The sequence below is a fragment of the Haloferula chungangensis genome (assembly GCF_042664875.1).
Classification (GTDB): Bacteria; Verrucomicrobiota; Verrucomicrobiia; order Verrucomicrobiales; family Akkermansiaceae; genus Haloferula; species Haloferula chungangensis.
In genome coordinates, this window is the sequence record NZ_JBHTBS010000002.1 from 256,555 (window position 1) to 270,830 (window position 14,276).

Annotated in this window: 12 protein-coding genes; 8 read left to right on the forward strand and 4 right to left on the reverse strand. The window is 57.5% G+C overall.

Going from position 1 to position 14,276, the window contains the following annotated elements; translation table 11 throughout:
- Window positions 1-9 precede the first annotated feature (9 nt).
- The 4 genes from ACFQY0_RS04990 (at window position 10) to ACFQY0_RS05005 (ending at window position 7,127) form a co-directional block, all read left to right on the forward strand.
- Window positions 10-1,083 (forward strand): ribonuclease D, encoded by a 1,074-nt coding sequence (locus ACFQY0_RS04990; RefSeq protein ID WP_379709831.1) that lies wholly within the window; start codon window positions 10-12, stop codon window positions 1,081-1,083.
- Window positions 1,084-1,240: 157 nt separating this feature from the next.
- Window positions 1,241-3,796, forward strand: coding sequence for a DNA topoisomerase (ATP-hydrolyzing) subunit B (gene gyrB / locus ACFQY0_RS04995; protein ID WP_379709833.1), 2,556 nt, complete (start codon window positions 1,241-1,243; stop codon window positions 3,794-3,796).
- A gap of 32 nt (window positions 3,797-3,828) precedes the next feature.
- On the forward strand, window positions 3,829-6,447 hold the full coding sequence (gene gyrA / locus ACFQY0_RS05000) for a DNA gyrase subunit A (protein ID WP_379709835.1): 2,619 nt from the start codon (window positions 3,829-3,831) through the stop codon (window positions 6,445-6,447).
- Entirely contained in the window at window positions 6,447-7,127 is a 681-nt protein-coding gene (locus tag ACFQY0_RS05005; protein WP_379709837.1) for a hypothetical protein, read from the forward strand. Before gyrA ends, ACFQY0_RS05005 begins: the two co-directional genes overlap by 1 nt.
- Before the next feature lie 211 nt (window positions 7,128-7,338).
- Here ACFQY0_RS05005 and ACFQY0_RS05010 read toward each other — a convergent pair whose 3' ends face one another.
- Both ACFQY0_RS05010 and ACFQY0_RS05015 read right to left on the reverse strand, forming a co-directional pair.
- Window positions 7,339-7,710, reverse strand: a complete 372-nt coding sequence (locus ACFQY0_RS05010; protein WP_379709839.1) for an NADH-quinone oxidoreductase subunit A — start codon at window positions 7,708-7,710, stop codon at window positions 7,339-7,341.
- Window positions 7,711-7,881: 171 nt separating this feature from the next.
- Window positions 7,882-8,193: a hypothetical protein gene (locus ACFQY0_RS05015; RefSeq protein WP_379709842.1), complete on the reverse strand. Its 312-nt coding sequence runs from the start codon at window positions 8,191-8,193 to the stop codon at window positions 7,882-7,884.
- Window positions 8,194-8,406: 213 nt separating this feature from the next.
- Here ACFQY0_RS05015 and ruvA point away from each other — a divergent pair, with 213 nt between their 5' ends.
- Complete coding sequence (gene ruvA / locus ACFQY0_RS05020; protein ID WP_379709845.1) at window positions 8,407-9,000, forward strand: Holliday junction branch migration protein RuvA; 594 nt, start codon at window positions 8,407-8,409, stop codon at window positions 8,998-9,000.
- Window positions 8,997-10,274 carry a hypothetical protein gene (locus tag ACFQY0_RS05025; protein ID WP_379709847.1) on the forward strand — a complete coding sequence of 426 codons (1,278 nt, stop codon included), beginning with the start codon at window positions 8,997-8,999 and terminating at the stop codon, window positions 10,272-10,274. Before ruvA ends, ACFQY0_RS05025 begins: the two co-directional genes overlap by 4 nt.
- Before the next feature lie 84 nt (window positions 10,275-10,358).
- Here the strand turns inward: ACFQY0_RS05025 and rpmB are convergent, their stop codons facing one another.
- Together rpmB and ACFQY0_RS05035 are read right to left on the reverse strand one after the other, a co-directional pair.
- Window positions 10,359-10,622: a 50S ribosomal protein L28 gene (rpmB, locus tag ACFQY0_RS05030; RefSeq protein ID WP_379709850.1), complete on the reverse strand. Its 264-nt coding sequence runs from the start codon at window positions 10,620-10,622 to the stop codon at window positions 10,359-10,361.
- A gap of 155 nt (window positions 10,623-10,777) precedes the next feature.
- Window positions 10,778-12,208: a Gfo/Idh/MocA family protein gene (locus tag ACFQY0_RS05035; protein ID WP_379709852.1), complete on the reverse strand. Its 1,431-nt coding sequence runs from the start codon at window positions 12,206-12,208 to the stop codon at window positions 10,778-10,780.
- A gap of 536 nt (window positions 12,209-12,744) precedes the next feature.
- On the opposite strand from ACFQY0_RS05035, the gene ACFQY0_RS05040 reads away from it, so the two are divergent.
- Together ACFQY0_RS05040 and ACFQY0_RS05045 are read left to right on the forward strand one after the other, a co-directional pair.
- Window positions 12,745-13,290 carry an RNA polymerase sigma factor gene (locus ACFQY0_RS05040; protein ID WP_379709854.1) on the forward strand — a complete coding sequence of 182 codons (546 nt, stop codon included), beginning with the start codon at window positions 12,745-12,747 and terminating at the stop codon, window positions 13,288-13,290.
- Window positions 13,283-14,224: a hypothetical protein gene (locus tag ACFQY0_RS05045; protein ID WP_379709856.1), complete on the forward strand. Its 942-nt coding sequence runs from the start codon at window positions 13,283-13,285 to the stop codon at window positions 14,222-14,224. Before ACFQY0_RS05040 ends, ACFQY0_RS05045 begins: the two co-directional genes overlap by 8 nt.
- Window positions 14,225-14,276 lie beyond the last annotated feature (52 nt).

Below are 14,276 nucleotides of genomic sequence, written 5' to 3' on the forward strand. Positions count from 1 at the left end.
GTGGGTGTGATGGGTGACGGAAGTGGCGAGATGATCGATTCCCTGGAAGGCCTGGCTGGCTTGCTGAATGGCTTGTCGCCGGGAACGGTTTGTGCCATCGATACCGAGGCGGATAGCCTTCATCGATACAAGGAGTCGCTTTGCTTGATTCAGTTCGCAGTGGGCGAAGCGTCGGTGCTCATCGACCCGCTTGCTCTCGAGCACATGGCCCCGCTCGGTGAGTTTCTCAAGACGGCAACGGTCTGGATGCATGGCGCGGACTACGACATGACCATGCTTCGTCGCGAATTCGACGAAATTCCGCCGCTGGTATTTGATACCCAGATCGGGGCTCGTTTGCTGGGCGTCCGAAAGTTTGGGTTGGCGAATCTCGTCGAGCATTACTTCGGCGTCGTTCTCTCAAAGACTTCGCAGAAGGCGGATTGGGGCAAACGCCCATTGTCGCCGAAGATGACGGAGTATGCCCTCAATGATGTCCGATATCTTTTGCCGATGGGTGAGAAGATCGTCGCAGAACTCAGAGAGAAGGGGCGCTATGAATGGTTTGTCGAAAGCTGCGATGCGGCGCGGCAGAAGGTTCTAGATCGTGATGAGTCCAAGGAGGAGCCATGGAGGGTGCAGGGAGCCGGCCGTCTCGACCGAAAGGGTCTTCATTATCTGAGGGCACTTTGGAACTGGCGCGATGCGGAAGCGGAAAGCTGGGATAGGCCTTCTTTCATGGTCGCAACCAACCGCAATATCCTCGAATGGAGCGGTGTCCTCGCCTCGGGAAATCGGGTCGAGTTTCCCGGGCACTTCCGTGCCGATCGCCGACGGCGCCTCGAGAGTGCGATCAGCGAAGCTGGGAAAGCCGAGGCCAGCAGCTATCCGACCAGGATCAAGGGTTTGCGTCGTCGTCGCGACAGTGACTTTGAGCAGAAGGTCAACGAGATGCTGGCGGTGCGTGACAAGAAGGCGGCCGAGTTGGATATCGATTCCTCTCTCATCGCTTCCCGTGCCGTTATTGAAGCTCTTGCGATCGGAGGAGAGACCTCGGAGGGCTTGCTTTTGAACTGGCAGAAGGAGTGTCTCGGATTCGAGTAATCGAGGTTTCCACCCTGCCTGCTCGATCAAAGCGACGATTCTTGAAAAATGCTGAAAATCAGCATCTTGACGTGTCTGAGGCAGGTCGGAAAAAAGGTGATATTTCGGGTGATCGGCCTTGCTTCAAGCGAGGCGATTTCGGACTATCCTCAGGTTCATGTCCGACGAGTCAAAAGAGCCTGAAGAGGCCGAAACCAAGGTCAGTGGGGAGCAGCAATATGGTGCTGAGCAGATTGATAAACTTGAGGGGTTGGAGGCCGTCCGAAAGCGGCCCGGAATGTATATCGGCGACCCCGATATCCGCGGCCTGCATCACTGTGTTTTCGAAGTTCTCGATAACTCGATCGACGAGCATCTGGCGGGTTATTGCGATCTGATCAAGATTGCGATCCACGTCGATGGATCGGTGAGTATCACGGATAACGGACGGGGAATCCCTGTGGATATCCACCCGAAGTTCGGCATTCCTGCCGTCGAGCTGGTACTTACCAGTCTACACGCCGGTGGTAAGTTCGGACAAGGAGCCTACAAGTATTCCGGTGGTCTTCACGGCGTGGGAGCGAAGTGCGTCAATGCGCTTTCCGATTGGTTCAAGGCGGAGGTTCGACGTGAGGGCAAAGTGCACGCGATCACCTTCGAACGCGGAAAGACGACCAAGCCCTTGGAGGTGATTGGCGAAGTGCCAGTCGGTCAGACGGGCACAAGCGTAACCTTTTTCCCGGATGCGACGATTTTCACCGACTCGATTGAGTTCGAGTTTGAGCGACTCGCGAAGCGCTTGCGCGAACTGGCATTCCTCAACCCGGGACTGACCATCGAGCTTGAGGACGAGCGGCCGGAAAGCGCCAAAAAGACGACGTTCTACTACGCGAAGGGCATCGAGGAATTTGTCGCCCAGCTTGGCGAGAACAAGACGCTGGTTCACCCGGAGCCGGTCGTGCTGAGAGGAAAGCGCAAGGTCGAGGTGGATTATGACGGCAAGCTTACGGAAGACGACGTGTTTGCAGACGTCGTGTTCCAGTACAATGACAGCTACAACGATCAGATCCTGTGTTTTGCCAACTCGATTCCGAATGCGGATGGTGGTGCGCACCTCACGGGTTTTCGCGGGGCATTGACGCGCGCAATCAATCAGTACGCGAAAGCGAACAAGATCCTCAAGGACAAGGATCCGGCGCTTTCGGGGGATGATGTGCGTGAGGGCATTGTCTGTGTGATCAGCGTCAAGATGCCGAATCCCCGATTCAGTTCGCAGACCAAGGACAAGCTCGTCAATGCAGAGATCGAAGGGGTGGTCAGCTCGATCGTGTACGACGGACTCCAGACCTACTTCGAAGAGAATCCAGGCTTGGCCAAAACGATCATCGAAAAGGGTGTCAATGCGGCGCGGGCCCGCGAGGCCGCTCGCAAGGCGCGTGAAACGGTGCGCAAATCGGTGCTATCTGGTGGCGGCCTGCCCGGCAAGTTGGCGGATTGCTCGGAGCGGGATCCGGCAAAGTCTGAAATATATATTGTCGAAGGAGACTCGGCCGGAGGCTCCGCGAAGTCCGGCCGAAATCGTACGACCCAGGCGATCCTTCCGCTTCGCGGTAAGGTAATCAATGTTGAAAAGGCACGTCTTCACCGTGCGCTCCAGAACAAGGAAATCCAGGCCATGATCACAGCGATCGGTGCGGGGATTGGTGATGGAGACCAGGAGGGCGCCTTCAAACTGGAGAAGGTCCGCTACCACAAGGTCATCATCATGACCGATGCCGATGTGGACGGTTCACACATTCGCACCCTGCTGCTGACCTTCTTCTGCCGGCACATGCCTGAAATGGTGAAGGCCGGATATCTCTACATCGCCCAACCGCCGCTCTACAAGGTGACGCGGAAAAAGCGTGAGGAATACGTGGCCGATGATGCGGCGCTGAACAAGATCCTGATCTCGCTGGGTTCCGACGATGTGCGTTTGCAGAAGCCGGGAACCTCCGAGTTTGTAGGGAGCGACTTGCTTCAGAGCGTCCTCGACGTGCTGGCACAGATGACCCGATTCACCAAGACCCTCGAAGGGCATGGAGGAAGCTTCCGTGATCTGTTGGAAGCGGCTGTTGACGGAAAACTTCCCGAGTATCTGGTCCGTGTCCGTGAAGGGAACGTGGAGGAGGTACTCTATTTCACCAGCGAACGCGAACTGCTGACCTTCGCTTCTGAGAATCGTGATTTGCAGCTCTTCAACGAGGAACTCAGCGAAGAGGAAGAGGCGGCATTCAAGGAAAAGTATGGGACCATGCCGCGACGGGCGGTGAAGTACGAACTTCACGAGTCGACGGCGATTTCGAAGTTCCTTGAGCGCTTGCGCGAGTTCGGAGTCCAAACCGATCCGTTTTTCTCGGACGACAAGCCGATCTACGAATTGATCGAAGGCGACGGAAAGGACACGGAGCCGAGCCCGGTCTTCAACCTGTTTGAGATCCTCGATCGAGTTCTCGAAATCGGGCGTCGGGGAATGCGGATTCAGCGATTCAAGGGTCTTGGTGAAATGAACGCCAAGGAACTCTATTCAACGACCATGGATCCGGCCACCCGCAAACTGCTCAGAGTGCGCTTGGATGATGAGAATGATCTGGAAGCGGACAAGATGTTCGACGTGCTGATGGGCGATATCGTGGAGCCGCGCAAACGCTTCATTGAGGACAACGCACTGAATGTGCAAAACCTGGATGTCTGATCCTGGCGATAACCTAAGAGAATTTTTGAGAGATGTCTGAAGAACAGATCAAGTGGATCAACGTAGCCGACGAAATGTCGAAGTCCTTTTTGGACTACTCGATGTCGGTGATTATTTCGCGAGCCCTTCCCGATGCACGGGACGGCCTCAAGCCGTCGCAGCGACGTTTGCTGTATGCGATGCATCACGACCTTTCGCTGACGCAGGGCAAACCGCACCTGAAGTGCGCGCGTATTGTCGGTGAGACAATGGGTAAATACCACCCGCATGGTGATGGTGCGATTTACCCGACGCTGGTGAACATGGCCCAGCCATGGACGCTGCGCGAACCGCTCGTCGATGGTCAGGGTAACTTCGGTTCGGTGGAAGGCGATGCGCCGGCTGCCATGCGATATACCGAGGCCCGCATGACGCCGATGGGATCGGCGATGCTGACCGACATCGAGAAGGAGACGGTCGACCACCAGGTCACCTACGATGAAAACTCGGTGGAACCCGTGGTGCTTCCGGCATCGATTCCGAACCTGCTGGTCAACGGCGGCACGGGCATCGCGGTCGGGATGGCAACGAACATTCCCTCGCATAACCTCGGCGAAGTGATCGACGGCGTTTGTGCCCGTATTGATGATCCGACGATTTCGGTCGAAGGCATCAAGGAATTCATCAAGGGGCCGGACTTTGCCTCCGCGTGTGAGATTCGCGGCTACAAGGGAATCGACAGCTACTTCCGGACAGGACGTGGCAGCGTGAAGATTCGCGGCACGATGGAGGTCGAGGAGAATGCCTCGGGGACGGCGACGATTACGATCCGCCAGGTGCCGCACGGGGTGAACCGCGCGACGCTTCAGCAGCGGATTGCCGAACTGGTCCGGGAAAAGGTGCTCACCGAAATTTCCGGAATGCGCGACCTTTCCGATGAGGAAACGCGGATTGAAATCACCCTGAAGCGTGAAGCCCGACCGCAGGTTGTGGTGAACCAACTCTACAAGCTGACGGCGATGGAGACCTCCTTCGGGGTCAACATGCTGGCGATTCACGAACGCCGGCCGAAGCAGATGTCGGTCATCGATTGCCTCGACGCCTTCATTGATCACCGCCGTGAGGTGGTGATTCGCCGGACCCGCTTCCTTCTTAAGAAAGCGGAAGACCGCGCCGAAAACCTGGAAGCCTTCCTTTTGGCGCTGGGTCACCTCGATGACTTCATCAAAATCATCCGTGAGTCGAAGAACCGCGATGAGGCACGGGTGAAGCTCAAGGCTTATGATTTCTCCGTGGCAACCGCCGAAAGGCTGGGCGTGCTAATCCGCGATCAGCCAAGCATCAAGGGTGATCGCTACGTCTTCACGGATCGACAGGTCAACGCGATCCTTGAACTTCGACTCTATCAGCTCACGGCGATGGAGCAGGACAAGATCAAGGGCGAGTACGATGGAATCATTGAGGAGATCAAGGACCTGATGGACATCCTTGCCAAGGAGTCGCGGGTGCTCGCGATCATCAAGGAAGAGCTTCTCGCGATTAAGGAAAAGTACGCGACGGCGCGTCGTTGTCCCATCCTTCCAGACGAGGGTGAGATCGCGATCGAAGACCTGATTGCCAATGATGGCATGATCGTGACGCTCAGCCACCGTGGCTATGTCAAGCGTACGCCAGCCAGCGAATACCGGGTGCAGGCACGTGGAGGCAAGGGCGTGCGCGGCATGGAAACGCGTAATTCGAAGGACGAAGACGAGAAGGATTTCGTCGAACAGATGTTCTCGGTGCAGGCGCACGACTACCTGATGTTCTTCACGAACACCGGGCGGGTTTATGTCGAGCGGGTTTATGGAATTCCCGAAGCATCGCGTGCAGCCAAGGGAAGAAGCATCAAGAATGTGCTCAACCTGCAGGCCGACGAGAATATTGCGGCGATGTTGCGTCTCGAGCGTGTCACCGATGAGGATGGCAACGACATTACCTTCCGCGAGGATGCGGGCTATGTGCTTTTTGCGACCCGTAGTGGCAAGGTGAAGAAGACGCCACTCAATGACTTCCGCAACTACCGTAAGGACGGCATCATCGCGATCCGCCTCGAGGAAGACAACGTGTTGATTGACGTGCGTCTGACCTCCGGCAAGGACGAAGCAATCCTGGTAACACGTAAGGGCCTGAGCCTGCGCTTCCCTGAAGAACAATCACGATCGATGGGGCGTGCCACAGCCGGTGTTGCCGGCATCAAACCGGGTGAAGGCGACTATGTCGTGGGTCTCGCGATTGTTTCCGAGGATTCGACGCTGCTCGTGGCTTCTGAAAACGGCATCGGTAAGCGGACTCCGTTTGGCGACTACCGGACTCAGACTCGAGGAGGGAAGGGCATCATCACGATGAAGGTCGGAGAAAAGACCGGTGAGGTGGTGCGTGCCGTGAGCGTTCAGGAGAGCGACGAACTGATGCTGATGACTTCAGGTGGTCAGTCGATCCGAATCCGGGTTTCCGAAGTCCGCGAAGCGGGCCGGAATACCATGGGTGTGAAGCTGCTCAGTCTGAAAGAGGGTGAGAAGCTTCAGGATATCGCACGGGTGATTCCGGATGCCGAGGATGACTCTGATGAGGGGAGTGAATCTTCAGAAGGAGAAGAAGTAAGTGAGACAAGCGAAGAAGCCGGTGACTGATGCGAGCTCAACCCAAGCGGCGTTCAATCCTCGTGGCGGCGGTAGTATTGCTGCTTGGCGGCGCATGGCTTGCGGTTCATCGGACTTGGAGTGATCCGCATTCGGAGGCGGGTAGTGGAGCGAAGGAGAATTCGGTTCTCCGTCTTGGAGAGGAGGATTCGGTTCCATTCGGGACAGGGGCTCCACTGGGGCGGATGTCGCGGGCTCAAGCGCGGGCTCGCGTGAATTCACTTTTCGCCATCAAGGCGGGCGAGATCGGAATCATCGGCCTGCCGGCAGGTGACTTCAGGCGATACTTCGATTTCGTCGACCCCAAGACGGAGTTTGAGCGGAGTATGCCCGGTTTGGTGATGGGGGTGAGAGTCTCCGACCGCAGTAACCGGGAGGCGCTGGAAAAGATCCTGATGAAAGGAGGTCGCCTGAGCTCGAAGATTGGCTCGGCTGGTGGTTCGTTGGCTTTTTCCGGTGAGCGGACACGGGGAAAAGTGACTCCCAAAGGTGATGATAATCAGTCGCTCCAGGATTTGGGAGTCGAGTTATTCGGGGACGACGGACAAACCACCATGCGGACTGGAATCACGGTTCTTAAAGGATCGCCGACGTTTTTTCGCTCGTCCTATCCTGATCCCGAGGTGTTTCTGATCATCGTCGGGACAGACGAGGAAAGCCCCGAATCATGAGCCGCAGGCTTTGGACTGCGGTGGCAGAGAGTCTTCGGACGGCGACACCGCATTTATAGCGGGCTCGGCAGCGAAATGGTGGAGTGAGCTTTGGCGTCAGAAGGGACTTGTTTGGGGGACAGGGATGGAAGGGCGGCTCGCAAAGCGGTGTCGCCGCTGCGCTCTGCCACCGCAGTCCAAAATCCGCGGCGCGATGAATTTTGCGCGCTGACTACTTCCAGGTCAGCGCGCCTTTTCTCAGGGCGTAGACGTAGGCAAAGCCGAGGATGCCGGCGAAGCTGGCCATGCTGAGCAAGGGGACGACGTTGCCTCCGGCGACGAGATCGCGGAACTGAACGGCCCACGGATACATGAAGACAACCTCGATGTCGAAGATCACGAAGAGCATCGCAACGAGGTAGAATTTCACCGAAAAACGAGGAGCTCCGTCACCAATCGGAAGCATGCCGCACTCGTAGGCGCTGTCCTTGGTGGCATTGCGCTTGGCGGATTTTCCCAAGACCACGCTGAGGGTCAGGGCCACAGCGGCAAAGCCGGTGGCGACCAGAATCTGGAAGAAGACGGGAAGGAATTGATCAGTCATGGCGGGACAGGGCTTTGATAGGGGGGAGCGGGACGGGTGCCAAGTAAGGAATGGAAATCGGTGGTCCGAATTTTGCGTGGGCTTGAGGGGACGGAACCCGGACACGAAAAAACCCGCTCCGGGGTTTGAATCCGGGGCGGGTTTTGGAAATATGCAGTGTCGGTATGAATATCAATCTTCCTGAGCCTGCTTCGCGAGCCACTCGGAGGAGGCTTCGTGAACGCGGTCAGTTCCTTTGTATTCCTTGCCAAGCTTCTCGACGAGGCCGCGGGTCACGAGGTTCTGAAGCTTCTCATAAGCCCGGAGGCGAAGCATTTCTTCGCCACCGCTAACGGCGTTGCGAACTTTCAGATTCTCGAAGACGCGTTCGAACAAGTCGTTGAAACCGAAGACTTTGTCTTCCGCGAGGACGACGCAAAGTTCATCGGTAACATGATCGGGAAGTCGGCGTGAAAACCGAGTGCGTTTCGTGGTGGTTGCCATAACGCAGCTACCTTAGCAGCAACTTACAACAAAAGCGACTGCAAAAAAGAGGGCAATCCAAAAATAATATAAAAAGTAAGCAAGTCTTAAATTTCAAGTAAAAAGAACGAATTTTCTCATCGAAGGCGCGGCTGGCGGGACCCGGAGGGAGGTGGCGGATTTGTGAACTGAAGGGAATTGACGAGGGGCGATGTCGGGGCAAGCTAGCGGCTGATGATCGTCAGACTGCGGGGCAAAGTGTGGGATAGTTTTCCGAACCGTCTGATTCTGGGCGTCGGAGGCGTGGGTTATGAGGTGCTGGTGCCGGTTTCGAGTGTGGATCAGCTCAATCCGGTGATCGGCAAGGAGGTCGAACTGCGGACCTATTTCCATGTTCGGGAAAACACCCAGGTCCTCTATGGATTCGCGACGGAGGAGGAGCGGGACGTGTTTCTGTTGTTAATCGAGCGGGTCAGCGGGATCGGGCCGGTTATCGCGATGGCGGTGCTGAGTGGCATGCCGGTGGGTCGCTTCAAGGCCTGCGTGGCGGGTGGCGAGTCGGCTGAGCTTTCGAAGATCAAGGGATTGGGGAAAAAGACGGCGGAGCGGATCGTTTTGGAGCTGAAGGACAAGGTGGGTGTCGCCGAGACCTGGGCCGATGTGGCGAGCGGAGCAATGGCACCGGCGACGGCGGATGCGGAGCTGGCACTGGTGGCGCTGGGATACAAGCAGGTGGATGCGCGCAAGGCGGTGCGGAAAATGCTGGATCAGACTCCCGGAGCGAGCACGGAGGAATTGGTCCGCGGTGCCCTGCGATCGATGTCATGAGCCTGAGTTTAGAGCAGATCCAAGCGGCCCTTCCGAAGGGCGGTTTGTATGAAGGGGGCTGGCGCTATTCGCCGGAGCCCCTTGTTTTGTCGAAGGGCGAAGCCCGCTCCCTGAAGGGATTGGGGCATCCCTTGGCTCGATTCCAGCAAGCCTGCGATGAGATCTATCGACGCAGTGGCGTGGGGGGATTGCCGGGTTGGATTGCGGAGTTGATGGACACGGGAAAGCCGACGTGGATGGTGGATGTCCAGCGGCGTGCCGGACTGCGCGGGGAGTTTCCGCGAGTCATCCGGCCGGATTTGTTGCTGGGGGAGGAAGGATTTTCCCTAACGGAACTCGATTCGGTACCGGGCGGTCTTGGGATCACCGCGTGGCTTTCCGGACTCTATGCGGATGATGGCTACGAAGTGATCGGGGGCTCGCGGGGGATGGTCGATGGCTTTTCCTCGGTGCTCGATGAAGGGGGGGCGGTGCTGATTTCGGAGGAGGCGGCGGATTATCGTCGCGAAATGGAGTATCTGGTCGGGCTTGCAGGTGGTGGCCGTGAAGTGCTTCCTGCCGAGGCTTATCAACCGGACGGTCGGGCACTTTACCGATTCTTCGAGTGGTTCGATTGGGAGTCGGTGCCACTGGCGCGACGCCTGGCGGAGCAGTCGGCAGCGGGGGAAGTCGCGATGAATCCGCCCTGCAAACCCCATTTGGAGGACAAGCTGTGGTTGGCGCTGTTCTGGACGCCGGCACTGCGGCCATTGTGGGAGGGGATGCTGCGAGGCAGCCACTTGAGGCGGATCCGTGAGTTGGTGCCGTTTGGATGGGTGGTGGACCCCTCGCCGCTACCGCCGCAGGCGGCACTGCCGAGGCTGGATGTGCACTCGTGGGAGGAGGTTGCCGAGTTCAGCCAAAAAGAGCGGGAGCTGGTGCTCAAAATCAGCGGATTCCACGAGACGGCATGGGGCTCGAAAGGGGTCTTTGTTGGCCAGGACCTTCCGAAAAACGAATGGCGCGAGCGTCTCGACTCTGCCTTGCACGACTTCGAACAGCAGCCGTGGATTTTGCAGGAGTTCAGGGATAGCCGGATCATCGAACACCCGGTTTTCTCGGACGATGGTTCGGTGGAAATGATGAAGGGGCGGGCGCGTTTGTGTCCTTACTATTTCACCGATGCTGAGGGCCGGACGGAACTTGGGGGCTGCTTGGCGACGATCGTCCCAGCGGATAAGAAGAAAATCCACGGCATGAAGGACGGGGTGTTGGTGCCCGTGGTGGTTGGCTAGGGGCGGCATTCCTGCCTGTCGGGCACGAAAAAGCGGCCGGGAGTTTCCTCCGGGCCGCTTGTGAAATGGATGATCTACGGCTGATCAGATCAGGCCTGCCTTCTTGAGAGTGGTGTAGGCACCATTCTTGTTGATGGTCTTGAGAGCCCGGCAGGAGAGCGTGACACGCACCCAACGGTTCTCTTCCGGGATCCAAATGCGCTTGGTCTGAAGGTTCGGAGTCACCTTGCGCTTAACGACTTTGGTGACGTGACGACCAATTCCGCCCTTTTTCTTGGCGAGACCTGAACGATTAATAATACCGCCTGAGCGGACTCGGCTTCCTCTGATGCTGCAAACTCTGGCCATGATGAAAAGGGGTTCGTTTTGAACGGGCGGCGAAGAATGCACGGGGCACTTGGACCGTCAAGGGAAATCGCGGTAGGTTTCTTCTTCTAGAGCCGATTTCTTCGCGCCGATGGCCGGACGGCACACTGACGGCGTCAGGACTCCCTTCCATTTCTTTAGATCGGCAGCTCGAACCCTTCCCGGTTTTGCTCCATCAAATAAGGATCTGCAATGGGCTTGAACTCCCCCGTGAAAGCACTGCCGGTGGCATTCGGCGAGAGCTTGGCTCCGATTTTGAGAGGCGTTTTGTTGAGGTCGACGCCGTTCGCCTCAAGATGCCTGGTCATGCGTCCGAAGGCCTCGCTGATCGCGGGGGGCTCGCTGCCGTCCAGCTTCGAAGCGGTGGTCCCAAGCTGCCATGAGATGTTGGCGAGGTGGGAAAGGGAGCTGGAGAGGTGGCCGTTGCGGGCGGAAAGCGAGGAGGATTGCTTACCTGAGTGAATGGAGTCGATCCAGGTCTGAATGGGGGTGGACGGCCCTGAGAATTCCTTGAGCTTCTTTCCGGACTCATCGACGACGTGGCAATTGGCATAGTGACCCCCGATCAGCGCCCCCCCTTCGTACTCGATGATGTTGCCAACCGATTCTCCGCGGAACTGGTCCATGCCTGCCTTGAAGTTCATTTCCCTGGCGGGGAGTCCTCTGACTTCGATGAGAACAGGAGCTTTTTCGTAATCAAAGGAGGCAAGCTGGGTGTTGGGCCAATAACCATCGTCGAGGTAGCCCAGCCGATTTCCGCAGGAAAACACCGAGCGCGGCATGTCCTGGGGGTCGCCGAGCGCCCAGCGGCAGACATCGAGCTGATGCGCGCCCTGATTCCCGATCTCGCCATTTCCCCAGCTCGACTGCCAGTGCCAGTCGTAGTGGAACTGCTTGCGAAGAATGGGCGTTCTCTGACGCGGACCGCACCAAAGATCGTAGTCGAGTCCTTCCGGGGCGAGCTGCGGACCACGAACTTTGCCGATGGAGGGTCTCGGCTTGTAGCAGATGGCGCGAGCCAGCTTGAGTTCGCCGAGATGTCCCTCGCCAATCCACTCAAAGGCATCTTGCCAAGCGGTCTCGGTGCGGCGCTGGAAGCCATGCTGAATGATCACGCCGAAAGCCTTCTGGGCGTCGGCAAGTTGAATGCCCTCCTGAACGTTATGAGACACGGGCTTTTCCACATAGACATGCTTGCCATTGGCTGCGGCAGTGACGCTGATCAGCACATGGGTATGGTTGGGAGTGGCGATGGCTATCGCATCAATGTCCTTGGCTTCGCACAAAGTACGATAGTCGGAGTAGGCCGCGACCTTGACGTTCTTCTTGGCGAGTTTGTCGACGTGCTCGCGAAGAATGGCAGGGTCCACATCGCAGACCGCGACCAGCCGTGCGTTGGTCCCTTTGAGCACAAGGCTCAGTAGCTCCTTCCCCCGTGAGCGCAGGCCGATGACGGCAATTCTGAGCTCGGTATTGGAGCCCGACGCAAGCGCGTGAGGGGCGAGAAATGTCACTCCACTGGCCAGGGCGGCGCGGGAGATGAAGGATCGGCGGGTTATTTGGTGCATCATATGGGACGGTTTCAGCAGGGATCGAGTAAACTTCCAGGCCGCTGGACGAAAGAGGAAAGTCTCCGGCTCTCAGCGCCCCGGACTGGGGTCGTTGCCTCAGTATTCGCACGGGCAGACGCTGGGATTCCTCGACATTAGGGATCGGAAGGAGATGAGGCGGAAAGGGATCGGTGAAAATATTTAAGATATCGAAAGTATCTAGAAGTCAGTGAATTATATCTTGCTTTGAAGATGGCGTTTATTGATTATCGGGCGTCCCACCGCATACCCAAGCTCTCTTACTTTGACCCATGAGCCAACAGGCCGCCAAGACCATTGCCTTCCCTGCGAAGTCACCCAGCCCCTCTGATCTCCAACAAGTTCTCGAACTGGCATCTCGTCTGATGGATCGCGAGGCGCGAAAATCGCGGCGCCATGACGCGGTGAAACCGGGCAAGGTGATATTATTTCCCGGGACTCGCTGAGTGAGATGGGAGAAAGTTTTTTTCTCGTCGCAGGAATAATCCGGGAGGTGCAGGCTCTCAGGATTGTTAATGAGTGAATTCGAGCAACTGGTTGATGCGCATTATCAGGCGCTGTACCGCTTTGCGATGTCGTTGGCGAAGAATCCGGACACGGCGTCGGATCTGGTTCAGCAGACCTTCTGCATCTGGGCCCAGAAAGGCCACCAGCTTCGCGAGCGATCGCGGGCGAAAACCTGGCTGTTTACGACCTTGCATCGTGAGTTCCTTTCCCATGCCCGAAAATCGAAACGCTACAGTGACCAGGAGCTGACTGAAGCCGTCGCAGGACGTTTGGAGTCATCCGAAGATGATGCGGACCGTCAGATGGACGGGCAACGGGCTCTCGAGCTGTTAGGTGACCTGGACGAAACGTTCCGGGCTCCGATCACTCTTTTTTATCTCCAACAGCACAGCTACAAGGAGATCGCCGAAATTTTGGACGTCCCGATCGGCACGGTGATGTCGCGCATTTCCCGAGCGAAGGAGATGCTGCGCCGCCGCATGACCGCGGAGCCATCGTCCGCCCCGAAGAATCTTTTGCAAATGAACCCAGGAACTTTGAAAAGCCATGGATAAGGAAGAAGCACGATTCATACTGCGATGCTTTCGACCCGACGGTTCGGATGCTGCAGAGCCAGAGTTCGCTGAAGCGTTGCAGTTCGCGGCAGCGGATCGAGACCTTGGTGATTGGTTGGCCAAGGAGCGGGCGCAAGATGCCGAGTTTTCCAGCATGCTGGGCAGGCTCCCCCTGCCGGAAGGGTTGCGCGAGGAAATTCTGGCGGGTCTGGCCGCAGAACGCGGAGACCTTCCCCAGGCAGACGAGATTGACGCCGTGCTCATTGGTGGCCTGGCGATGATCAGTCCGCCGCGTGGCCTGCGCGACGAGATTGTCGAAGCCATGGGCCGCAGTGTTCCGAACACGAATCCGAGCGGGTCGACGAATCGATCTTCTTCGTGGTGGCGCTTCGGCGTGCCGCTCGCCGCGGCTGCCGGAATTGCGCTGGCGTTCATGGTTCAATCGGAGCCGCCGGCCGAAAATTCAGGACCACTTGTTTCCATTTCTGATGCCGCAACCTCTGATTCCACAGGCTCGGCGGTGCCAGTTTCTTTTGTTGAGGATCAGGCCATCGCGACATTGGAGTCGCCGGACTTCGCTCTCGACCTGAAGAATCCGGATCAGAAGGCTTTGTTCAAATTCATCCGAGGAAAGGGACGCGCCTGTCCTTCGGGCGGTGTGCCCCGCAAACTCGAGGCGGAGCCGAGCATCGGTTGCCGGGTCATCGAGGTCAATGGAAAGCCCGGTGCGATCGTTTGCTTGAGACGCGGAGAAGGCGAGGTGGTCCATCTCGTGGTGTTCCGACGCGATGATGTGCTCGGTGATTTGCCGAGCAGCGGACATCCGCTGATCAACAAGCATGGCCAGTGGGCCGTGGCTCACTGGGAGAAGGGGAATCGGGCCTTCATGCTTCTGGGTCGCACCGATACGGAGCACTTGGAAGAGCTGTTCTAATCAGCAGATCCGTGCCTGGGAGTCGGCGCGGCAGATTGCTGCGGCTTGCATT

Coding starts and splice junctions, on each gene's coding strand:
- ACFQY0_RS04990 (WP_379709831.1), top strand. CDS start 10: ATGGGTGACGGAAGTGGCGAGATGATCGATTCCCTGGAAGGCCTGGCT.
- gyrB (WP_379709833.1), top strand. CDS start 1,241: ATGTCCGACGAGTCAAAAGAGCCTGAAGAGGCCGAAACCAAGGTCAGT.
- gyrA (WP_379709835.1), top strand. CDS start 3,829: ATGTCTGAAGAACAGATCAAGTGGATCAACGTAGCCGACGAAATGTCG.
- ACFQY0_RS05005 (WP_379709837.1), top strand. CDS start 6,447: ATGCGAGCTCAACCCAAGCGGCGTTCAATCCTCGTGGCGGCGGTAGTA.
- ACFQY0_RS05010 (WP_379709839.1), bottom strand. CDS start 7,710: ATGACTGATCAATTCCTTCCCGTCTTCTTCCAGATTCTGGTCGCCACC.
- ACFQY0_RS05015 (WP_379709842.1), bottom strand. CDS start 8,193: ATGGCAACCACCACGAAACGCACTCGGTTTTCACGCCGACTTCCCGAT.
- ruvA (WP_379709845.1), top strand. CDS start 8,407: ATGATCGTCAGACTGCGGGGCAAAGTGTGGGATAGTTTTCCGAACCGT.
- ACFQY0_RS05025 (WP_379709847.1), top strand. CDS start 8,997: ATGAGCCTGAGTTTAGAGCAGATCCAAGCGGCCCTTCCGAAGGGCGGT.
- rpmB (WP_379709850.1), bottom strand. CDS start 10,622: ATGGCCAGAGTTTGCAGCATCAGAGGAAGCCGAGTCCGCTCAGGCGGT.
- ACFQY0_RS05035 (WP_379709852.1), bottom strand. CDS start 12,208: ATGCACCAAATAACCCGCCGATCCTTCATCTCCCGCGCCGCCCTGGCC.
- ACFQY0_RS05040 (WP_379709854.1), top strand. CDS start 12,745: ATGAGTGAATTCGAGCAACTGGTTGATGCGCATTATCAGGCGCTGTAC.
- ACFQY0_RS05045 (WP_379709856.1), top strand. CDS start 13,283: ATGGATAAGGAAGAAGCACGATTCATACTGCGATGCTTTCGACCCGAC.